This window comes from Aeromonas sp. MaB10011B (assembly GCF_017939325.1).
GTDB classification, from domain to species: Bacteria; Pseudomonadota; Gammaproteobacteria; order Enterobacterales; family Aeromonadaceae; genus Aeromonas; species Aeromonas caviae.
Genome location: NZ_JAGKRK010000008.1, coordinates 205,919 through 227,506, shown reverse-complemented (window position 1 = coordinate 227,506; position 21,588 = coordinate 205,919). Strand labels below are relative to the sequence as shown.

Below are 21,588 nucleotides of genomic sequence, written 5' to 3'. Positions count from 1 at the left end.
TCCTTTCGGCCTTGATTGCGGCCCCCTTGGTAATTGTGCCCTGGAGTGCTACCCTCCCGCCTCTTCTCGGGGTCGCCTGTTTGCGGACAGGAAAACCTCGAATCCGCGAGGGTAAAAAGGCTATACTCTGCGCCCGTTGGCTAATTTTAAGACGATTGGTAGTTCTTCCATGCTGAAATGGCTCGTTCGCCTGTTTATTGTCATGATGCTGGGTGCTGTGCTGGGCGTTGCCAGCCTCATCGGCATCTACTTCTACATCAAGCCCCAGTTGCCGGACGTCAGCGCCCTGCGCGATGTCAAACTGGCTACCCCCATGAAGGTCTACAGCCGGGACGGGGAATTGATCTCCCAGTTTGGCGAAATTCGTCGCATCCCCCTGCGGCTGGACGAAATTCCCCAGTCCATGATCGATGCCGTACTCGCCACCGAAGATGCCCGCTTCTATGAGCACCCGGGCATAGACCCCATCGGCATCATCCGTGCCGCCACCGTCTGGGCCGTCTCCGGCCAGGCGCGTCAGGGCGCCAGTACCATTACCCAGCAGGTGGCCCGCAACTTCTTCCTGAGCAACGAGAAGACCCTGGTACGCAAGATCAAGGAAGTGTTCCTCGCCTGGCGCATCGAGCAGAACCTCTCCAAGGACGAGATCCTCACCCTCTATCTCAACAAGATCCCCCTCGGCTACCGGGCATTCGGGGTCGGCGCGGCCGCCCAGGTCTACTTCGGCAAGGAGGTCAAGGATCTGACCCTGGACGAGATCGCCATCATCGCGGGTCTCCCCAAGGCCCCCTCCATGCTGAACCCGATCCGCTCCCCGGAGCGCGCCTTCGCTCGCCGCAACGTGGTACTGGGTCGCATGCTGGAAACCGGCAAGATCACCCAGGCTCAGTATGACGAAGCCTCCAAGATGCCGGTCAAGGCCCGTTTTCACGGTGCCGAAACTACGCTGAACGCCCCCTATCTGAGCGAGATGGTGCGCCAGAAGATGGTGGAGCAGTTTGGTGAAGATGCCTACACCATGGGGCTGCACGTCTACACCACCGTCACCGCCAAGCGTCAGCGCGCCGCCCATCAGGCGCTGCTGGACGGTGTCTTCGACTACGACACCCGCCACGGCTACCGTGGCCCGACCGCCTTGCTGTGGAAAGCCGGTGAAACGGCCTGGGACTACGAGCAGATCATGGCCCATCTGGCCAAGCAGCCGACCTATCAGCCCCTGATGGCCGCCGTGGTCACCCAGCTCGGCGACAAGAGCGCCACCCTGGTGCTCAAGAATGGCAAACAGGCCGAACTGGGCTGGAATGGCATCAAGTGGGCGCGTGCCTTCATCACCGACGATCGCCAGGGCTTTGCCCCGAAATCGGCGCGGGATGTACTCAAAGTCGGCGCCCAGATCTGGGTCAGGGAGAAAGGGGAAGAGTTACTGCTCTCCCAGATCCCCGACGTCAACGCCGCCCTGGTGGCCATGAACCCGCAAGACGGCGCCATCGAGGCCCTGGTCGGCGGCTTCAGCTTCGAGCTCTCCAAGTTCAACCGGGTCGATCAGGCCCGTCGTCAGGTCGGCTCCAACATCAAACCGTTCCTCTATGCCACCGCGCTGGAGCAGGGCTATACCCTGGCGTCCCTCATCAACGATGCACCGATCAACCAGTGGGATCCTGCCAAGGGCCCCATGTGGCAGCCCAAGAACTCGCCCGCCATCTATGAAGGGCCGACCACCTTGCGCCTCGGCCTTGCCAAGTCCAAGAACGTGATGTCGGTCCGGCTGATGCGCGCCATCGGGCTGGATACCTATATCGACGGCCTGACCCGCTTCGGCTTCGCCCGTGATCACATTTCCGCCAACGAATCCCTGGCGCTGGGTGCGGCGGAGTTTACCCCGCTGGAAGTGGTGCGCGGCTACTCGGTGCTGGCCAATGGCGGCTTCCAGGTCACCCCCTACTTCATCACCGAGGTGACCGACAGCTTCGGCACCCCCCTGTTTGAGGCCAACCCGGCCGCCGCCTGCCGCGACTGCGGCGTGCTGGCCGCCGCCGGTCTCGACAGCGCGGATGCCTATGCCAATACCACGGCAGACTGGAAGGCCCAGTGCCCCATCGATCCTGTCGTGCCCAACAACATGGCACCGCAGACCATCAGTGCCCAGAGCGCCTTCCTCATCACCGACACCCTGACCACCGCCATCTGGGGTGGCAATGGCTGGCGTGGTACCGGCTGGCGGGCAGCCCGTGACCTCAAGCGTCACGACATCTCGGGCAAGACGGGGACCACCAACGAATCCCGGGATGCCTGGTTCTCCGGCTATACCCCAAATCTGGTGGCCACCTCCTGGATCGGTTTTGACAACCACCAGCGCGGTCTGGGCCGGGCCGAGTTTGGCGGTGGTGCCGCCCAGCCCATCTGGATTGACTTCATGAAGACGGCTCTGCAACAGGTGCCCGAGCGCAAGATGCCGGTCCCCGAAGGGATCATGCAGGTCCGCATCGATCGTGAAACCGGTCTGCTGACCAATCGCGCCGATGGCAGTACCACGGAGGAGTTCTTCAAAGAGGGCACAGAGCCCACCCGCTACGCGAGCCAGATCTCCGATGGCAACCAGGTGTATGACGGTGACGATGCGACCACAGACGGTCCCGTCTCCACCGACGACATCTTCTAGGTCCCCCTGGAAACAACAAAAACCGGCGCCCAGGCGCCGGTTTTTGTTTCGGGATGACGAGCGGGCTGCGTCAGCCCAGCAGGGCTTTCATCAGACTCGAGATGCGGGCCGCCAGCTCATTGAAGCAGGGGCGGCGAACCGAGTAGTGACGATAGAGCAGGGAGATGGTGCGCCCCGGCACGGGGTTGATTACCGGACGATAGCTGACGCCCCCCTCCTCCGGGTTGGCGGGCACGGCGAGCCTGGGCACCAGCGTCATGCCGCTGCCGGCGGCGACCATGTTGCGCAAGGTCTCCAGACTGGTGCCCTTGAAGCGCTGATCCTCACCGATGCCCGCGGCAAAACAGAAACCCATCGCCTGATCCCGCAGGCAGTGACCGTCGGCCAGCATCAGCAATTTCTTGCCCTTGAGATTGTGCAGGGGCACCGCCTTGGCGCTCGCCTCCGGGTGATGCTGAGGCACGGCCAGCCACATGGGCTCCTGATAGAGGGGGATGGCGCCAAACCCCTCCATCCCTTCCAGCTCCGCCAGCACGAGGCAATCCAGCTCCCCCTCCTCCAGCCGTTTGAGCAGCACTTGGGTCTGATCTTCGTAGAGGTAGAACTCCAGCTTGGGGAAGTGTTCACGCAGATCCTGGATGATGTGGGGCAGCAGGTAGGGGCCCACGGTGGGAATAAAACCGATGTGGATCTCGCCGGACATGGGCTCGGCGAAGTGCTGGCCTATGCTCTTGAGCTCTCGCGCCTCTTTGAGCACCTTGCGCGCCTGACGGGCCATGGCATCGCCGGCGGGCGTGAACAGCACCTTGCGGGAGGTGCGCTCGATGAGGATCACTCCCAGTTCATCTTCCAGCTTGCGCAGCTGGCCACTCAGGGTCGGCTGGCTGACAAAGCAGCGCTCCGCTGCCTTGCGAAAGTGTTTCTCCTCTTCCAGCGCTACCAGATATTCGAGATCGCGAAGGTTCATAGGTACTGCATCCTGCCGTTCAATGAGGCCGATAGCATGCACAAGAACGGTGCGGGGGACAAGGGAGGCGCGCAGACGGGTCTGCCCTCTCCCTCTCCTTTGACAAGCCGCAGGCGATGGGCGAGAGACTCACCCCATCAGGGAGGCGATGTGATCCGCGAACGCCGCTGGCTCTCCCAGATAGGAGGAGACAGGCAGCGCAACGACGCGCTCCCCTTGCATCAATCCCAGGGTCGGGAACCCCTGCCCGCCGAGCCGGCGCAGCCACGCCTGGCTTGTGGCCAGATGGCCCACAAGATCGACCCGACCAAAGGCCAGGGCGAATGCCTCCGGTGTCAGCCCCTGCTCCCGCGCGAGCGCCGCCAGCCGTGTCGGGGAACCGACCCATTCCCCATCCCGGTAGTGGGTTTCCTGGATGCGGTGCAACAAGGCAAGGCCGTCGCCGCCAAGCTCGCTCACCGCCAGAACGGCGCGTATGGGCGGCTCGGAGTCGAGGAGCAGTGACTCGTTGAGCAGAAGCTCGTTGAAGTAGCGCTCACCAAAGCGCTGTCCGGTGAGGGCATGGATGCGCTCGTCATGGGGGCGCACATAGTCCCGCAGGGGCTGTCCCATGGCCTGGCGCCTGGCGCCCATCCAGAGGCCCCCCCCATGCAGTTCGATGCGAAGGCCCGGGATCTCGGCAGCGGCTTTCAGCAGGGGGGCGGCGCCATAGCACCAACCACAGAGGGGGTCATAGACATAATGGAGGGTTGTTTGCGCTTCGTTCATCATCATTCTCGCTTCAATGCTGGATAAAAAACCGGGCCCTCGGGCCCGGAAAAAAACACAGGGATGTAGGCGTCAGGGAGTTACCACTTCATCTCGCCGGTATTGACCTTGGCACCGATGGCCAGGCCATCATCGACCGGCAGGGAGGGGTAAGCCTTCTTCAGCGCTTCAATCAGCTGGCCGGAGTGCTTGGTCTTGGCCAGCTCTTGCTCAAAGCGCTGCACGTAGTCACGGGTGAAGGTCACGGCTTCGGTACCCTTGGGCGCAGTCCCCAGGAAGTGACCCGGCACCACGCGCTCAGGTTTCAGCGCCAGCAGATTGTTCAGCGCCTTGACCCAGTGGCTGCGAGCGGCCTTGGACTGGCTGTCCGCCATCCAGACGTGTACACCGCTGTAGACCGGCACACCACCAAAGGCCGTCTTGATGGAAGGGGCCCAGAGGTAAGCATTCGGGGTGTTCATCTCTTTGATGTCAATCTTCTCGCCATCCAGCGTCAGGTGGCTGGCCGTCATCACTTGCGGCACGGTCAGGCTCTTGGGTGCATCCTTGCCCAGGATCGGGCCCCAGTAGCTCAGCTTGGCATCCTTGGTCTGCTTGATATGGTCGACCACATGCTGGTCGGCCAGCACCTTGACATCCGGGAACGCAGCCATGACGGGTTCCAGACCGAAGTAGAAGTCGGGGTCACCGGCACTGATATAGACAGTGGTCAGCTTCTTGCCGCTCTTCTTGATCATGTCCACCAGCGCCTGACCATGTTGCACATCGAACTGGGCATCGATCAGGATGGCCTCTTTGTCACCGGTTACCAGTGAGGAGGAGACGGGGAAGATGGCCTTCTCGCCGGGGTTGTAGACGGTCACGGTCAGGGGGGCCGCCAGGGCGGAACCCGTCATCAGGAGGCTGGTCAGGGTCAGGGTACGCAGTGTGTTGTTCATCAGATAACGCTCATCGGTGTGGATTAATGGAATGAGCGCAGTTTATTGCATCACCATCGATACAAATACCGCATAATAGGCGCATCACTGTTGCACAAATCGAGCATATAGGGGCACAAGATGGATAGGCTGACCGCATTGCGGGTCTTTGTCTGCGTAGTGGAACAGGGCAGCCTAAGCGGCGCCGGGGAGAAACTGGAGATGTCCCGTGCCATGGTGTCGCGCTACCTGGCCGAGCTGGAACGCTGGATGGGGGCCAGATTGCTGCACCGCACCACCCGCCGGCTGAGCCTGACCGGGCCAGGAGAAGAGGCGCTGAACCGGGCCAGAGCCATGCTGGCCCTGGGGGAAGAGATGGAACACCTGGCCATCCGCCATGACGAGGCCCCCAAGGGGCAACTGCGCATCACCTGCAGCTACTCTCTCTCCGAAGCCCTGCTGGTCGGGGCGGCGAACGACTACCTGGCCCGTTACCCCGGCACGGCGATCGACATCCTGCTGCTGGACCGGACAGTCAATCTGGTGGAGGAGCGAATCGATCTCGCCCTGCGCATCACCAACGACCTCGATCCCAACCTGGTGGCCCGCAGGCTCGGCACCTGCCACTCGGTGGTGTGCGCCAGTCCCGCCTACCTGGCCCGCCATGCTCCGCCGCAGCAGGTGCAGGATCTGGCACTGCACAACTGCCTCACCTACACCTATTTCGGCAAGAGCCTGTGGGAGTTTCTGGGGCCCGATGGTCCCGAATCCGTCCCGGTGAGCGGCAACCTCAGCGCCAACATCTCCAACCTGCTGCTGGCCGCCACCCTGGAAGGGGCGGGGATCAGCCTGCAACCCGCCTACTCGGTTCACCCCCATCTGGCAAGCGGCGCCCTGGTCCCCCTGCTCACCCCGTGGCAGCCCAAGCGCCTCGGCGTCTATGCCGTTTATGGCACCCGCAAACAGATGTCCCCCCTGCTGCGCAGCTTCCTCGACTTTCTCGTGGAGCGGATGGCGGACGATCCCCTGTGGCAGGAAGCCCCTCCCTCTCTCTGATCCCTGCGAGCCGCACAAAAAAGGGGCCTCGCGGCCCCTCTTTGCTCCATCCTGTGCCGGTCAGGCTTCGAAACCGAATGCCTTGACCGGGGTCTCTCCCTCCTCGGCCTCCTGATCCTCCAGATAGATGTCGTGATAGGCGGCATAGATGGAGTAGTTGATGGCAGGCAGCACCACCAGCAGGCCCACCAGCATCAGGAGTGCGCCAAAGAAGATCAGCACGGCCCCGAGCAGCCCCCACCAGAGGAAGGGCCACATGTTGCGCAGACATCCCTTGAAGCTGAGCCTGGCTGCCTGCCAGACCCCGACCTGATGGAAGAGGATAAGGGCGGGGGCGAAGGTGATGGCCATCAGCACGGGAACGAACAGTGCCAATCCCACCAGGGCGCAGACGAGGAAGCCCCGTGCCTGCTCCGGGGTCAGCGCCAGGGAGCCCGAATCCGCGGACAACAGGCCGGTGAGTCCCCACTGGTGCAGCAGGAACACGCAGATCATCAGGATCCCCATGATGAGGCCGAGCACCATCAGGCCCCCCAGCATCAAGGGGGTCAACCGATGGCGGAAACCAGCAAAGAAGTCGCCAAACTGCAGCGCCTCGCCTTGGTGACCCCGCCGCGCCACCGCCACCCAGCCAGCCCCCCACACCATGTAGAGCAACTGGGAGATCAAGCCCCCCGCCGGCAGTTGATCCAGCACGATGCCCACCACAAACCAGAGCACTATCATCGCCACGCTGGCACCCATCCCCTTGTTGAAGATGTCGAATCCGGTGCGGATCCAGATCCAGCCCTGTCCTATGCCATGGCGTTTGGGTTCGTGGCGCAGGGCCCTGTCACTGTTCATCATTGACCTCGTCGAAAAATAGGGGCGAAGCGGCGTCTCCTCAGGGCACGCTCACCGTGACCATGATGGGGCCGGTGCGTGCTACCTGGCCCGGCAGCCGGGTCGGGTAGAGCCTCACCTTGTGGTCGGTGGCCTGGGTCGCCGCCGAGTAGGGTACCGCGATGGCGGTATCGAATGGAATAGGGGTCAGGGCCCCCTGCTCGACCATGCCCACCCCGACACCGGCCAGGCTGATGGTGATGAAGCAGTTGTCGCTCGTGAGCGCCCCCAAGATGCGGTAGCGCAGCAGCCCCCTGATCAGGCTGGCAAGGTCGAAGGGAAAGCAGGCACCCGCAACCAGAGCATTCACCTCGCTGCAATGGCGTGTCCGTTGCGTCCTTCTGGGCCGCAGCCGATGAGTTTATCGGCCACGGTTGACGGACAGCACCGCCAGAATGTGGCATCATCTCCCCCCTCTTGCTTTCCCCCTGATCCGATGGAGCCATCATGCGCCGCCTCTTCTTTCTTCTCCTACTGCTCGGCAGCCCTGCGCTTCACGCCGAACCGGGGTTTATCAGCCGCCTGCTCAACCACCCGGTGCCGGGGGGCGTGGCCGTGGTACCACTGGGAAGCGGGGCCAAGGCACCCGCAGTGCGCTATCAGGACAAGCCTGTGCTGGTGGTACAGGAAGAAGGGAAGACGTGGATCGCCATCGTCGGCATCCCGCTCAAGAGCGCGCCCGGCCCCCATCAGGTAACCACCAGCGATGGCCGCACCTTGAGTTTCACAGTCGGCACCAAGCACTACCGTGAGCAGCACATCAAGCTCAAGAACAGCCGCCAGGTCAATCCGCTGGCCGAAGACATGACCCGCATCAACCGGGAGCTTGCCGAACAGACCCGCGCCTACCAGACCTTCAGCCCGGCTCAGCCGAGCAACCTGCTGTTTGACAAGCCGGTCCAGAGCCCGCTCTCCAGTCCCTTCGGGCTGCGCCGCTTCTTCAACGGCGAGGAGCGCAACCCCCACTCCGGACTCGACTTCGCGGTCGGAGCCGGCACTCCCATCAAGGCACCAGCCGCTGGCAAGGTCATCCTCATCGGCAACTACTTCTTCAACGGCAATACGGTGTTCGTCGACCACGGCCAGGGCCTCATCAGCATGTTCTGTCACATGTCGAAGGTGGACGTGAAACTGGGCCAGAGCCTGCCCCGCGGCGGCATCGTCGGCCGGGTCGGCGCCACCGGCCGCGCCACCGGTCCCCACATGCACTGGAACGTCAGCCTCAACGACGCCCGCGTCGACCCCGCCATCTTTATCGGCGCCTTCAAGCCCTGAGGCCGGCGACCTGCCGCCCACAGGCAGGGAATGAAAAAGGCAGCCGAGGCTGCCTTTTTCATGGACGCATGACCACATCTCAGGCAGCGCTGTGCTGGCGCCCCTCCCTGTTCATCGCCCGCCACATCACCAGGACCAGCAGAGTGCTGCAAGTAGGCAGCGCCAGCCAGACACCGGCCACTCCCCACAGGGAGGAGAAGCCCCACAGGAAACCGCCGATCAGCACCAACTTGCCGCCGGTGAGCAGGGAAGCGATGCGGGCCCGGTTGATGGCCTGGAAATAGGTGGCCCCCACCAGCAGCAAGCCTTCCATGGGCAGCCCCCAGAAGTAGAGCCAGATACCGAGGCTGGCTACCGGCAACAGGGCAGCATTGTCCCCCGCAAACAGATAAACCACTGCCTCCGGCCACAGATACAGCGGGATCATCCCGCACAGTGCCACCGCCATGGTCACTCCCAATGCCAGGTTGCGTACCCGCAGCACTCGCGACCAGTTGCCCGCCCCGGCATTGAAGCTGGCGATAGGCTGGATGCCCATGGCGATCCCCTCGAAGATGAGATAGAAGAAGGCCTCGCTGTAGCTGATGACCCCATAGGCGGCCACGTGCAGCGAAGTGCCCACCGAGAGCAGCGCCTTGTTGTGCAGCGCCAGCACCACCGAGAGGTAGAGGTACATCAGAAAACTCGACACCCCGAGTCGCAATGTCTCCCCCATCAGCCGCCAGTCGGGCACCAGGGTATCCCAGCGAATGCGCAACTGGCTGCGGGGGGTGAAGAAGTGCCACAGGCACAGGCCCCCGGTGACCGCCTGGGAGAGCATGGTCGCGATGGCGGCCCCCGCCAGCCCCCAGGGGATCACCGCCATCAGCAGGTAGTCGAGCAGCACGTTGAGCACGCCGCCCCCCACCAGGATCCAGGTGGTGAGGCCGGGTCGCCCGTCGTTGCGCAGCAGGGCGGTAAAGGCCATGGAGAGCACCGCGAACACCCCGAGCCAGGCGTACCACTGCAGATAGGCGAAGCCTGCGTCGAAGATGACCCCCTGCGCCCCCATCCAGACAAGCATGGCCTTGCCGTAACGAATGCCAATGAAGGCGAGCAGCGCGGAGGCGATGAGCACCATCACCAGGGCATTGCCGACGATGTGGCGCGCCCTAGCCTGCTCCCCCTTGCCCAGATAGAAGGAGGTCAGCGACGAGGATCCCATGCCGATCAGGGCACCCACCGCGTAGAGCACGGCGCAGATGGGGTACGCCAGAATCATGCCGGCCAGCCCGTCCTGGCCCAGGATATGGCCGACGAAGATGCCGTCTATGGTGACATAGATGCCGGTGACCAGCATGGCGGCCACCGTGGGGGTGACGTAACGCAAGAAGAGGCGGGAAAGGGGGGCCGTGCCCAGATCGACGGAGGACATAAATTGCTCAATGAAGGGGAACGGCCAGAATAATAGCCAAACAAGACCCAGATCACCCGTTATTTGTGCCGTGGATCATTCATCTTGAGGGCTTTACCCGCCCCGGCCCCTGCTTTAGGCTAGGGCGACTTCTCCTGAACGGAAACGTGCGCCATGTTGCAACGCCTGCTCTGTCTGATGCTCTGTCTCAGCCTGTTCCCCTTCTCCGCTGTCCAGGCTGATGATGCCATCACTCAGGTAGAGGAGCTGCTGCAAAGCATCCCCAAGACGGATACCCCGGAAAACCAGCAACTGCGGGAGAGCTACCAGCAGGCGCTGCAATATGCCCGGGATGCCCAGCGCTACCGGGAACAGGGCAAGGCCTACCAGCAGATCCTCATCGACTACCCCAAGGAGTCCGCCCGTCTCAAGGAGGGGCTGCACAACTATCAGCCCCAGTCCCGCCCGTCCCTCTCCTCCCTCAAGGAGGATGCCCTGCGCCAGGCCATCAGCCTGAGCAGCAACCGCCAGCTCAACCTGCGCAAGGAGCGTCAGGCGGTGACCGACAGCCTCAACCAGCTTGAGAGCACGGGCCAGGAGTATCACCTGCGGGTCGACGAGTTGCGCAAGCAGTTGCTCCAGACCCGCTCCCTGCTCGATCGCCTGAGCTTCAGCAACGAGTCGGACAGGTTGCAGGAGGCCCAGCAACTGGCCACCCGACTCAAAGAGCAGAGCCTCTCCGACCGGATCCAGATGCTGGAGCTGGAGCAGCTCTCCGCCCAGCAGCGCAACGATCTGGGCAAGCTCAAGCTGCAGGAGCTCAACCTCGCCATCACCGACGAGGATGAGTGGCAGACCAGTCTGCTTGCCCAGCAGAACCAGCTGCGCCGGGACAAGACCGAGCAGGCCCTGGCCGAGAGCGAACGCCTGCGCCGCCAGCTCACCTCTGACCTCCCCCTCTTGCAGGAGCAACAGCAGCAAAACCAGGCCCTCTCCCTCCAACTGGGGGCTCTCGAGGACCAGATTGAACGGGTGCAGGACGAGCAACGGGGGGTGGACACCTCCCTCTCCGGGCTCAACGAGCTGGTCAATTCGGTGCGCGAACAGCTGGAGTGGTTGCAGATAAGCAACGCCTACGGCGAGAACCTGCGCAGCAAGCTGGCCGATCTGCCCGCCTACTTCCCGCTGGAGCGGCTGGAGTCCGCCATCGTCAAGGCGCGTATGGCCAAATACCAGTACGAGACCGAGCAGGATGCCCTGAAGGATCCGGTCCAGCTGCGCAACAGCCTGCTCAGTGGAGACGGCATCACCCTGGACAGGGCCCAGCGCGCCGTGCTGGACAACCTGCTCAAGGCAAGGCGGCAACTGCTGACCCGGCTCAACGATGCCTCCGACACCCTCATTCAGGAGCAGACCCGCCTCAAGCTGCTCTACAGCCGTCAGAACAGCAAGATCGACGAGATCCGCGAACTCAGCGCTAGCCATCTGTTCTGGATGCCGGACGTGCGCCCCCTGAGCCCGGCGGTGCTGCTCGGCGTCCCGGCCGCCCTCGGCCTTGCCTTCAACCCGGCCAACTGGCTGCAACTGCCCAGGGCCATCGCCGAGAACAACCCCCTGAGCCTGACCCTGGCTGGTCTCGGGCTGCTGGGGCTGGCCTGGTGCTGGCTGAAACTGGCCCGCCACCTCATTCAATACAGCCAGTACATTGCCCCGCGCATCGGCAAGGTAACCCAGGACAAGTTCAGCCTCACCAGCCGGTTGCTGGTGCGCTCCGTGCTCGCCGCCCTGCCGCTGCCCGCCATGGTGCTCATGGTGCACGGCCTGCTGGACGGCGCCTGGCAATATCCCTTCGCGGTGGCGGTAGCCCGGGGCCTGGGTGAAATCTGGTTCCTGCTGCTGGCCCTGCTGGTGGCGCGCCACCTCACTCTGGAGAAGGGGATCCTCATCCTCCACTTCCGCTGGCAGAAGGAGCGGGTGCAGCGAGTATGGGGACAATTTCGTACCCTGCTGCTGGTGCTGATCCCGAGCTTCTTCGTGCAGGGCATGGCGAGCAGCTATCAGGAGCACGCCTTCTACGACTCACTGGGACGCCTCGCCTTCATCATCGGGGCCCTCTGGCTGCTGCTCTTCTTTGCCCGCCTCAACCGGGAAAAACTGCCCCTCACCTGGGGTCAGGCAGACATGACCAAGCCCCATCTGCTGCACCACTTCATCTGGAACAGCCTGATGCTGGCCCCGCTGCTGGCGGTGCTGGGCGCCCTGTTCGGCTACTTCTACACCTCCCGCACCCTGCTGCGCCAGCTGGAGCTGAGCCTGCTGGCGGGGCTCGGCTGCCTGCTCGTCTACTATCTGGCCCACCGCTGGATGCTGATCCAGCGCCGCCGACTCGCCTTCGATCGCGCCAAGCAGAAGCGGGCCGAGATCCTGGCGCAGCGGGAGCGGGAAGAGGACGATCTCAGCTCCGAGATCCCCGATGTGGTGGAGGAGCCCGAGCTGGATCTGGATACCATCAGCGCTCAGTCCCTCGGCCTGGTGCGCACTCTGCTGATGCTGGGCTTCACCATGCTGGTGGTGGTGCAATGGTCGGATCTCAACTCGGCATTCAGCTTCCTCAGCAGCATCGAGGTGTGGCAGGTGAGCAGCAAGGTGGCCGGCATCGAGCAGCTCTCCGCCATCACCCTGCAGGATCTGATGCTGACCGTCTTCGCCTTCATCCTGACGGTGGTCACCGCCCGCAACCTGCCAGGGTTGATGGAGCTCACCCTGCTCCAGCACCTGAGCCTCTCCCCAGGCACCGGCTTCGCCCTCACCACGGTGAGCAAGTACCTGGTACTGCTGATTGGCGCCCTCACCGGCTTCTCCATGCTCGGCATCGACTGGTCCAAGACCCAGTGGCTGGTGGCAGCACTCTCCGTGGGGCTGGGCTTCGGGTTGCAGGAGATCTTCGCCAACTTCGTCTCCGGCCTCATCATCCTGTTCGAAAAACCGATCCGCCTGGGTGACACCGTCACCATCCGGGATCTCACCGGCACCGTCACCAAGATCAAGACCCGCGCCACCACCATAGTGGACTGGGACAGGAAAGAGATCATCGTCCCCAACAAGGCCTTCATCACCGAGCAGTTCATCAACTGGTCCCTGTCCGATGCCATCACCCGGGTCCGCTTGCGCATTCGCATCGGCCTGACCCAGAATCCCAAGCAGGTACAGCAACTGCTGGAGCAGAGCGTGCGCGAGTCCACCCTGGTGCTGGATACGCCCGCCCCGGAGGTGTTCCTCATCGAGTTCACCGACTCGGCCCTCATCTACGAGATCCGGCTCTACGTCAACAACATGGATCACCGGATGCCCATTACGCACGAGGTACATTCTCTGATCCTGGAGAAACTCGGCCAGGTCGGCATGCATCTGCCACATCAGCAGATCGACATCCGGATGAGCCGGGGATGAAGCCCCCAAAGACGACAACAGGAGCCATCATGCAGATCATTGCCCATCGCGGTGCCAGCGGCCTGGCCCCGGAGAATACCCTCAAGGCGATGAGCCTGGCGCTGGATCTGGGTGCCAAAGCCATCGAGCTGGACGTGCAGTGGGCCGACGGAGAGCTCTGGGTCTTCCACGACCGGCGGCTGGAGCGCTGCACCAACGGCCAGGGTGTGCTGACCGGACAATCCCGGGAGTACCTGGCGAGCCTGGATGCGGGGGACGGGGAGCGGATCCCGACCCTGTGGCAGGTGATGGCACTGGTGGCGGGGCGCTGCGAACTGCACATCGAGCTAAAGGGCGCCCACACCGCCAAGCCGGTGGCCGCCCTGACCAGGCGGGCCGAGGCCGAGCTTGGCTTTACCCAGGCGCACTGGATCGTTTCCTCCTTTCATCATCCCGAGCTGTTACGCTTCAAGGGACTGCGACCGGAAATCAGGATAGGCGCCCTCACGGCCAGCCTGCCCCTCGACGGCGCGGCCTTCGCCGAGACGCTGGGGGCCTGGTCACTGAACTGCGACGTGGATTTCGTCGACGAGACCCTGGTGGCGGATGCCCATCGCCGGGGGCTCAAGATCCTGGTCTATACAGTCGACGAAGTGAGTGATGGGAGCGCCCTCGCCAGCATGGGTGTCGATGGCATCTTCACCAACCGGCCAGATCGATTCAGCTGAGTATCGGCGCGCCCTGGCAGGCCACAAGGAGGTGAAAAGAATTGAAAAAATGCGGTGCACCGGGATACATAAAGTCCATAGCCAGCCGATACAGAGTTGGCTCATAACAATAACAAACACCATGGATCTCTGACTGACGCTCACAAGGATGTAAACATGAACCTATCCATCAAGAACAAGCTGGTCCTCTCCATCGGGGCCATCATTCTGGTCATCACCGGCCTGCAGGTCTGGTACAACACCTCCCAGTTGCGCAGTGAAACCCAGCGGCTGATCTGGAGCTTCATCGACGACAGCTCGGTCGCCAACGTCAAGGGGATCTCCCGCTGGCTCGACGCCCGCATCAATCTCGTCACCGCCACCAAGGAAGCCTTCGCCAAGGAAGACGAGCCCCTCAGCCACCTGGCCCAGTCCATGAATGCGGGCAACTTCGATCTCGTCTACGTGGGCACCAAGGATGGCCGGATGATCCAGAGCAAGCCGACCGATCTGCCGGCCGGCTATGATCCGCGCCAGCGCCCCTGGTACAAGGACGCCATGGCCGCCGGCAAGCTCGCCATCACGGCTCCCTATGCCGACATCACCACCGGCCAGCTCATCATCACCATCGCCGAGCCCTTCAGTCGCGGCAACACCGACGGCGTCATCGCCGGTGACGTCTCCATCGACGGTCTGGTGAAAGACGTACTCGCCATGAACTCGGAAGGCACCTATGCCATTCTGGTGGACAGCAACGGCACCATCATCGCCCACCCGGACAAGGATCTGACCCTCAAACCCGCCACCGCCATCTCCCCGGAGCTGACGGCAGCCAAGGTCAACGAGCTGGCCCATGACAACACCATCTCCGAGATGGATATCAGCGGCAAGGCGAGCGTGTTCGACCTCACCGAGATCCCCAACACCAACTGGTATTTCGGCATCGTGGTGGACGAAGCGGTCGCCTACCAGTCCGTCTCCCGCATGGTCACCTCCGCCCTCATCCAGGGATTGCTGACCATCCTCATCGTGGCGGGCTTCTCCTATGTCGCCATCAACGGCTCCCTGGCACCGCTGAAAACCCTGGGCGAGGCCATTGCCGATCTCTCCCGCGGCAACGGCGATCTCACCCGTCGCATCAAGATCGAGCGTGAAGACGAGGTCGGTACCGTCGCCAAGCACGTCAACACCTTCATCGAGCGCATCCACGTCATGGTGCAGGACATCTCCAACTCCTCCACCCAGCTCAACCAGCAGGCCAGGTCTTCCCACGACATGGCGGAGAAATCCAACCAGGGGCTGGCCCGCCAGCAAAACGAGATCTCCCAGATTGCGACCGCAGTGCACGAGATGTCCGCCACCGCCGTCGAAGTGGCCAGCAACGCCGAGCAGACCGCGGAAGCGGCCCGCAGCTCCTCCAGCAGTTGCGAGCACGGCAAGCAGGTGATTGCCCGCAACCAGCGCTCCATCACGGATCTCGCCACCCAGGTCAAGCAGGCCTCCGGCATCATTCAGGAACTGGAGAAGAACGCCCAGGAGATCAACACCATCCTCTCCACCATCCAGGGCATCGCCGAGCAGACCAACCTGCTGGCGCTCAACGCCGCCATCGAGGCCGCCCGGGCTGGCGAGCAGGGACGCGGCTTTGCCGTGGTGGCCGACGAGGTGCGGGTGCTTTCCCAGCGCACCCACAGCTCCACCGTCGAGATCCGCAGCATGATCGAGACCCTGCAGCGCAACACCCAGGGCGCCGTCAGTACCATGCACGAGGGTCAGCTGCTGGCCCAGAACAGCGTGGAAGATGCCAACGATGCAACCCAGGCCCTGGAGCAGATCACCACCTCCATCAACCAGATCTCCGACATGGCGACCCAGATCTCCAGCGCCGCCGAGGAACAGCGTGCCGTCACCGACGAAGTGAGCCGCAACATCCAGGCGGTCAAGGATGTCTCGGACGAGCTGGCAGTGGATGCGGACAGCTCCCGCAATCTGTCGGCCCAGCTTAAAAATATTTCAGGTGAATTGAATAATCAGGTCGGCATGTTCCGCATCTGATCGACCATGGGAAGAAAGGGGCCGTTCAGGCCCCTTTTTTATAAACCCTTTTTGTTTCAACGGTTATAATCCCCTTTCGAGACTCTCAACCCTGTGATCGACATCTCCTTTTGCCCATGTGTGGGAGACGGGCCCAGTCTGCCATGGCTATATTCGCATTACTTTTTTGATGCCTAACCTCGATATGTCATCGTGATAATAGTTATCATTAAACTGTTTTGATAAAAAACTTAAAAACTTTATGGGTAATACCCAAAAAGAGAGGCATTTCTCATTTTTTTGAAAGAAAACTACGTATAATCTTGGAGTTAAAATCACCAGAGTAGCGAGTACGGCTGATCCAGATCACTGATGGATGGCGATAATGACGGCATTTTCATCCAAGGAATGGGGTGGTTGTAATAAAAATCACCGTTGCCAAGCACTAAAACAAAGCAGTTTGACTTGCATCAAGCCTGAATTTTTTTCATAGAGCAAAATCGTGCCCAGCAAATCTATCCCTAAGGAGGCAGATGTGGATATTATCAAGACCGATGTTGCCATCATCGGTGCCGGTGGCGGTGGCCTGCGTGCCGCAATCGCCATTGCAGAAGCCCACCCGGAGCTGGAAATCGCCCTGATTTCCAAGGTCTATCCGATGCGCAGCCACACAGTGGCCGCCGAAGGTGGCGCCGCAGGCGTCGTCCGTGATGACGACTCCCTGGAAAACCACTTCAACGACACCGTCTCCGGTGGTGACTGGTTGTGTGAGCAGGACGTAGTCGAGTACTTCGTCAACAACGCCACCAACGAGATGATCCAGCTGGAGCACTGGGGTTGCCCCTGGAGCCGCAAACCGGACGGCAAGGCCAACGTGCGCCGTTTCGGCGGGATGAAGATCCCCCGCACCTGGTTCGCCGCCGACAAGTCCGGCTTCCACATCCTGCACACCCTGTTCCAGACCTCCATCAAGTACCCGACCATCAAGCGCTTCGACGAGCACTTCTGTCTGGATCTCATCGTGGAAGATGGCCGTGTCCAGGGTGTCGTCACCTTTGACATCCAGAACGGCATCACCCGCTTCATCCAGGCCAAGTCCGTGGTGCTGGCCACCGGCGGCGCAGGTCGTGTCTATCGCTACAACACCAACGGTGGCATCGTCACCGGTGACGGCATGGCCCTGGCCTACCGCCACGGCGTACCGCTGCGGGACATGGAGTTCGTCCAGTATCACCCGACCGGTCTGCCGGGCACCGGCATCCTGATGACCGAAGGTTGTCGTGGTGAGGGTGGCATCCTGCTGAACAAGGATGGCTATCGCTACCTGCAAGATTACGGTCTGGGCCCGGAAACCCCGGTCGGCCAGCCAAAGAACAAGCACATGGAGCTGGGTCCGCGCGACCGTCTCTCCCAGGCCTTCTGGCAGGAGCAGCAAAAAGGCCGCGTGATCCAGGGCCCCATGGGCGACGTGGTTCACCTTGACCTGCGCCATCTTGGCGAGAAGTACCTGAAAGAGCGTCTGCCCTTCATCTGCGAACTGGCCAAGGCCTACGTGGGTGTGGATCCGGTAAAAGAGCCGATTCCGGTACGTCCGACCGCCCACTACACCATGGGTGGCATCGAAACCGACGGCAAGTGCGCCACTCGTCTGGCCGGTCTCTATGCCGCTGGCGAATGTGCCTCCGTCGGTCTGCACGGCGCCAACCGTCTGGGTTCCAACTCCCTGTCCGAGATCGTGGTCTTCGGCAAGGTGGCCGGTGAGCAGGCAGCCGAGTTTGCCGCCACTCAGCAACACGGCAACACCCAGGCGCTGGTCGCCAAGGCCGAGGCGCTCATCAAGCAGCACCTCTCCCTGCTGGACATCGACGGCACCGAAAACCCGGCGGATATCCGCAACGAACTGGGCATGTCCATGGAAGCCGGTGTCGGTATCTACCGTACCGAAGAGCTGATGCAGGGCACCATCGACAAGATCAACGAGCTGAAAGCCCGTTACAAGAAGATCAAGATCAACGACAAGTCCTCGGTCTTCAACACCGACCTGCTGTACGCCATCGAGCTGGGCTACATGCTGGACGTGGCGGAAGCCATGGCGCACTCCGCCATCAACCGCAAAGAGTCCCGCGGTTCCCACCAGCGTCTGGACGGTTACGAGGAGCGCGATGACGTCAACTTCCTCAAGCACACTCTCTCCTTCTACAACGGTGAAGGGGCCCCGACCATCGATTACTCCGATGTGAAGATCACTAAATCCCAACCGGCGAAACGCGTATACGGTTCCGAGGGTGAGAAACAAGACGAGGCTAAGAAGAATGGCTGAGATGATCGAAATTGAAATCCTGCGCTACCGTCCCGAGCAGGATAACGAGCCCTGGATGCAGACCTTCCAGGTGCCCTACCTCAAAGAGATGTCCCTGCTGGATGCGCTGCAATACATCAAGGATCATCTGGACTCCACCTTGAGCTTCCGCTGGTCCTGCCGGATGGCGATCTGCGGCTCCTGCGGCATGATGGTCAACGGCATTCCGAAACTCGGTTGCAAGACCTTCCTGCGGGATTACCTGCCGGGCAAGATGACTATCGAGCCGCTCAACAACTTCCCCATCGAGCGCGATCTGGTGGTCGACATGTCCGACTTCATCGAGAAGCTGGAGAGCATCAAGCCCTACATCATCCCGTCTGAGCCGCGCAGCCTGTGCGATGGCGAGTACACCCAGACGCCGGCTGACATGGCGAAGTATCACCAGTTCTCCATGTGCATCAACTGCGGTCTGTGCTACGCGGCCTGCCCGCAATATGGCATCAACAAGAAGTTCACCGGTCCGGCGGCCCTGGCGCTGGCCTATCGCTACAACGCCGACAACCGCGACAGCGCGTCCAGGGAGCGGATGAAGATCATCAGCCAGGACGAGGGCGTCTGGGGCTGTACCTTCGTGGGCTACTGCTCCGAAGTGTGCCCGAAGGGCGTGGATCCGGCCGCCGCCATCCAGCTTGGCAAGGTCGAGAGCGCCAAGGACTACATGATCGCCATGTTCAAGCCGGACTGAGACCAGGAGTGAGACCATGAACAACACCCAAAGCAAACGTAAGCCTTACGTGCGCGAGATGAAGAAAGACTGGTGGCTGAAGAATGCCTTCTACACCGGTTACATGATCCGCGAAGGCACCAGCATCTTCGTCTCCATCTACGCCGTCGTGCTGATGTGGGGTCTGCTGCGCCTGGTACAGGGTCAGGAGGCATTCAACGGCTGGCTGGAATCCCTGCAAAGCCCCATTGCCATCCTGTTCCACGTCATCGCCCTGGCAGCCTGCCTGTTCCACGCCAAGACCTGGTTCGCCCTGGCACCGAAAGCCATGCGCATCTTCCGTGGCGAAGACCTGGTGCCGGAGAAGCCGATCGTCATCGCCCAGTATGTGGCGCTGGCGGCGGTATCCCTGCTTGTCCTGATCATCGTGGCCTGAGGAGAAAACCATGAGACGTTCTGACGAACCCGGTTATTGGTGTCTGTTTGGTACCGGGCTCTCACTCAGAAACGTTGGCCACGATCACTCAATCATGATTTGAGGAAAAAATATGAGACGTTCTGACGAGCCAATTTACTGGGGTCTGTTTGGTGCGGGTGGCATGGTGGTTGCCATGCTGCTGCCGGTCATTGTCCTCATCACTGGTCTGCTGGTGCCCATGGGCATCATGGACGTGGAGACCATGAGCTACGAGCGCGTGCTGGCATTCGCCAGCTCCTGGTGGGGTGCCTGCATCCTGCTGGTCATTATCGCCCTGCCCGTCTGGCACGGCATGCACCGCATCTACCACGGCCTGCATGATCTGGGGATCCACACCACCAAGCTGCACCACTATGTGTTCTATGGCTTCGCCTTCCTGGTGTCCGCCATCACCGTCGGCCTGCTGATGGTACTGGTGCTCCAGTAAGCACATCCTGACTGCATGACAAACCGGGCCCAGTGCCCGGTTTTTTTATGGCCCCTCGGCGGCTCACGCCACAGCCCGATAGCCGGCATGCTCCCTGCTCCCAGCAACGTTCAATGCCAACTATCAGCCCCATCACCAGAGCGTCGGCGCCGGTTCACGACCGTTTTCCGCGTAGTAGAGCGACGGCAGAAACTGCGCCAGATAGCTGAACTCGCTGTAGCAGTGGCGCATCAGGTTGAAGCCTACCTCATCCGGCACCTCGTCAAACGGATTGGCGCAGGCCTTGCCCAGCAGAAAACGGCTGCGCAGCACACAGCCGTATGGGGTATCGCGCGCCAGGTGCAACATCTCGCCATCCAGCGGCGCCCCCTGCTCATCCAGCGCCACCTCGTCGCCAAAGCCGATACGGGCGCAGATGGCGGCAGAGAGAGCCTGCGTCTCCCGCGCCTCCTGTAGCGATTGCGGGGCGAACACCTCTTCGGCGCCGTGGAACTTGAGGCGAGCTGCCACCGGCGGCAGCTCGGCAAGCCACTCCACCGCCTCTATGCTGGCTCCCACATAGCGCTCCCCTTTTTTCCAGTGATGATCCCAGCCCCGGTGCTCGACGTGGTCGTGGGGGTGCCACCACCTGATGTGCTGAGTCGTCTCGAAGAAGGTGAACCACCAATCCAGCATGCGCCCCTTGCAGCCGTGCAGATCGGTGCGGATGGCGACCGTCAGCAGGCCGTCGGTGCTGCGGGTCAGACCCATTTCCAGGCGAAGGGGTTGCGGGCTGAGCAACTCGTTGATGTCATTGACGCCCCAGGGGGCAAACAGGGCAGAAAGATGCATGATATGACTCCCATAAATTTAGGAAACGAAGTTCGTTTCTTAAATTACGCTATGCCTGTATACTGGGTCTGTCAATGCTTTCCAGGAGCCCATATGTCGCACCCGAACGATGAAGAAACACGCTCACGAGGCCGTCCGGTCACCCCGGAAGCCGACCTTCGCGCCGCCCTCGCCGAGGCGACGCTGACTTTGTTGCTCAAGGGAGGCTACGGCGCTGCGACCGTGGATGCGGTGGCCAAAGAGGCGGGGGTTGCCAAGAAGACCCTCTACCGCTTCGCCGCCAATCGCGACGAGCTGGTAGCGCAGGCGGTGCGCAGCTGGACCGATGCCTTCCAGCCGGCCTTCGAGCAGGATGCAACCCACCCCGAGACACTGGGAGAGATGCTGGAGCAGGGCTTGCAGGCGATTGCAGATCAGGTGCTGAGCGCACCGGCGGTGGGCATGTTCCGGCTGCTGCAGCATGAGTTCACGGGGCGGGATGCCCTGTTGGTGGCCTATCAGGAGAACGGTATTGCCCGCGGCAGGGCGACCCTGGCCAGCTGGCTACAGCGCCAGCAGCAACTGGGCTGGCTGCGCGAGCTGGACGCTGCCCAGACCAGCGATCTGTTGCTGGCGATGACCATGGCGGAGCCGCTGCGCCAGATGGCGCTCGGCTTGCTGGCGCCGGGCAGCGACATCCGCGCGCGCATCACCGCGGCCGTTGCGCTGGTGCTGCCCGGCTTGATGCGAGGGTAGGCGT

The 21,588-nt window shown here is 62.1% G+C and carries 18 protein-coding genes; 11 read left to right on the top strand and 7 right to left on the bottom strand.

Annotated features, from left to right (window positions below; translation table 11 throughout):
• The first annotated feature begins 169 nt into the window (after nt 1-169).
• Nucleotides 170-2,659 carry a PBP1A family penicillin-binding protein gene (locus J9893_RS03920; RefSeq protein ID WP_210600895.1) on the top strand — a complete coding sequence of 830 codons (2,490 nt, stop codon included), beginning with the start codon at nt 170-172 and terminating at the stop codon, nt 2,657-2,659.
• Nucleotides 2,660-2,729: 70 nt separating this feature from the next.
• On the opposite strand, the gene oxyR is transcribed toward J9893_RS03920, so the two are convergent.
• From oxyR to J9893_RS03905, 3 genes are all read right to left on the bottom strand, one after another.
• Nucleotides 2,730-3,626: a DNA-binding transcriptional regulator OxyR gene (gene oxyR, locus J9893_RS03915; protein ID WP_010673817.1), complete on the bottom strand. Its 897-nt coding sequence runs from the start codon at nt 3,624-3,626 to the stop codon at nt 2,730-2,732.
• Nucleotides 3,627-3,755: 129 nt separating this feature from the next.
• Entirely contained in the window at nt 3,756-4,400 is a 645-nt protein-coding gene (locus J9893_RS03910; protein WP_069652136.1) for a protein-disulfide isomerase, read from the bottom strand.
• Between the two features lie 74 nt (nt 4,401-4,474).
• Nucleotides 4,475-5,332, bottom strand: coding sequence for a Vmh family MBL fold metallo-hydrolase (locus J9893_RS03905; RefSeq protein WP_104452469.1), 858 nt, complete (start codon nt 5,330-5,332; stop codon nt 4,475-4,477).
• Nucleotides 5,333-5,452: 120 nt separating this feature from the next.
• Here J9893_RS03905 and J9893_RS03900 point away from each other — a divergent pair, with 120 nt between their 5' ends.
• Entirely contained in the window at nt 5,453-6,367 is a 915-nt protein-coding gene (locus tag J9893_RS03900) for a LysR family transcriptional regulator (protein ID WP_069652134.1), read from the top strand.
• Between the two features lie 60 nt (nt 6,368-6,427).
• Here the strand turns inward: J9893_RS03900 and J9893_RS03895 are convergent, their stop codons facing one another.
• Nucleotides 6,428-7,210, bottom strand: coding sequence for a BPSS1780 family membrane protein (locus tag J9893_RS03895; protein WP_210600894.1), 783 nt, complete (start codon nt 7,208-7,210; stop codon nt 6,428-6,430).
• A gap of 40 nt (nt 7,211-7,250) precedes the next feature.
• The gene (locus tag J9893_RS03890; protein WP_210600893.1) at nt 7,251-7,559 is read right to left on the bottom strand and encodes a hypothetical protein; all 309 of its coding nucleotides are present in this window, start codon (nt 7,557-7,559) and stop codon (nt 7,251-7,253) included.
• A 137-nt stretch (nt 7,560-7,696) separates the two neighbouring features.
• Here J9893_RS03890 and J9893_RS03885 point away from each other — a divergent pair, with 137 nt between their 5' ends.
• The gene (locus J9893_RS03885) at nt 7,697-8,524 is read left to right on the top strand and encodes a M23 family metallopeptidase (RefSeq protein ID WP_104455478.1); all 828 of its coding nucleotides are present in this window, start codon (nt 7,697-7,699) and stop codon (nt 8,522-8,524) included.
• A gap of 79 nt (nt 8,525-8,603) precedes the next feature.
• Here the strand turns inward: J9893_RS03885 and J9893_RS03880 are convergent, their stop codons facing one another.
• Nucleotides 8,604-9,938: an MATE family efflux transporter gene (locus tag J9893_RS03880; RefSeq protein ID WP_210600892.1), complete on the bottom strand. Its 1,335-nt coding sequence runs from the start codon at nt 9,936-9,938 to the stop codon at nt 8,604-8,606.
• 153 nt (nt 9,939-10,091) lie between these two features.
• Here J9893_RS03880 and mscM point away from each other — a divergent pair, with 153 nt between their 5' ends.
• The 7 genes from mscM to frdD all read left to right on the top strand — a co-directional run bounded on the left by mscM (nt 10,092) and on the right by frdD (nt 20,018).
• Nucleotides 10,092-13,367 carry a miniconductance mechanosensitive channel MscM gene (gene mscM / locus J9893_RS03875; RefSeq protein WP_045525588.1) on the top strand — a complete coding sequence of 1,092 codons (3,276 nt, stop codon included), beginning with the start codon at nt 10,092-10,094 and terminating at the stop codon, nt 13,365-13,367.
• A 29-nt stretch (nt 13,368-13,396) separates the two neighbouring features.
• Complete coding sequence (locus J9893_RS03870) at nt 13,397-14,074, top strand: glycerophosphodiester phosphodiesterase (protein ID WP_103255228.1); 678 nt, start codon at nt 13,397-13,399, stop codon at nt 14,072-14,074.
• Between the two features lie 156 nt (nt 14,075-14,230).
• Complete coding sequence (locus J9893_RS03865; RefSeq protein WP_010673807.1) at nt 14,231-16,108, top strand: methyl-accepting chemotaxis protein; 1,878 nt, start codon at nt 14,231-14,233, stop codon at nt 16,106-16,108.
• Nucleotides 16,109-16,622: 514 nt separating this feature from the next.
• Nucleotides 16,623-18,407: a fumarate reductase (quinol) flavoprotein subunit gene (gene frdA / locus J9893_RS03860; protein ID WP_010673806.1), complete on the top strand. Its 1,785-nt coding sequence runs from the start codon at nt 16,623-16,625 to the stop codon at nt 18,405-18,407.
• Entirely contained in the window at nt 18,400-19,134 is a 735-nt protein-coding gene (locus J9893_RS03855) for a succinate dehydrogenase/fumarate reductase iron-sulfur subunit (protein WP_042065016.1), read from the top strand. The genes frdA and J9893_RS03855 overlap by 8 nt, the downstream gene beginning before the upstream one ends.
• Nucleotides 19,135-19,150: 16 nt before the next feature.
• The gene (locus J9893_RS03850; RefSeq protein ID WP_049636550.1) at nt 19,151-19,549 is read left to right on the top strand and encodes a fumarate reductase; all 399 of its coding nucleotides are present in this window, start codon (nt 19,151-19,153) and stop codon (nt 19,547-19,549) included.
• Between the two features lie 112 nt (nt 19,550-19,661).
• The gene (frdD, locus tag J9893_RS03845; protein ID WP_010673803.1) at nt 19,662-20,018 is read left to right on the top strand and encodes a fumarate reductase subunit FrdD; all 357 of its coding nucleotides are present in this window, start codon (nt 19,662-19,664) and stop codon (nt 20,016-20,018) included.
• Between the two features lie 132 nt (nt 20,019-20,150).
• Here the strand turns inward: frdD and J9893_RS03840 are convergent, their stop codons facing one another.
• Complete coding sequence (locus J9893_RS03840; RefSeq protein WP_210600891.1) at nt 20,151-20,849, bottom strand: hydrolase; 699 nt, start codon at nt 20,847-20,849, stop codon at nt 20,151-20,153.
• A 93-nt stretch (nt 20,850-20,942) separates the two neighbouring features.
• Between J9893_RS03840 and J9893_RS03835 the strand changes: the two genes are divergently transcribed.
• On the top strand, nt 20,943-21,584 hold the full coding sequence (locus tag J9893_RS03835) for a TetR/AcrR family transcriptional regulator (RefSeq protein ID WP_210600890.1): 642 nt from the start codon (nt 20,943-20,945) through the stop codon (nt 21,582-21,584).
• Nucleotides 21,585-21,588 lie beyond the last annotated feature (4 nt).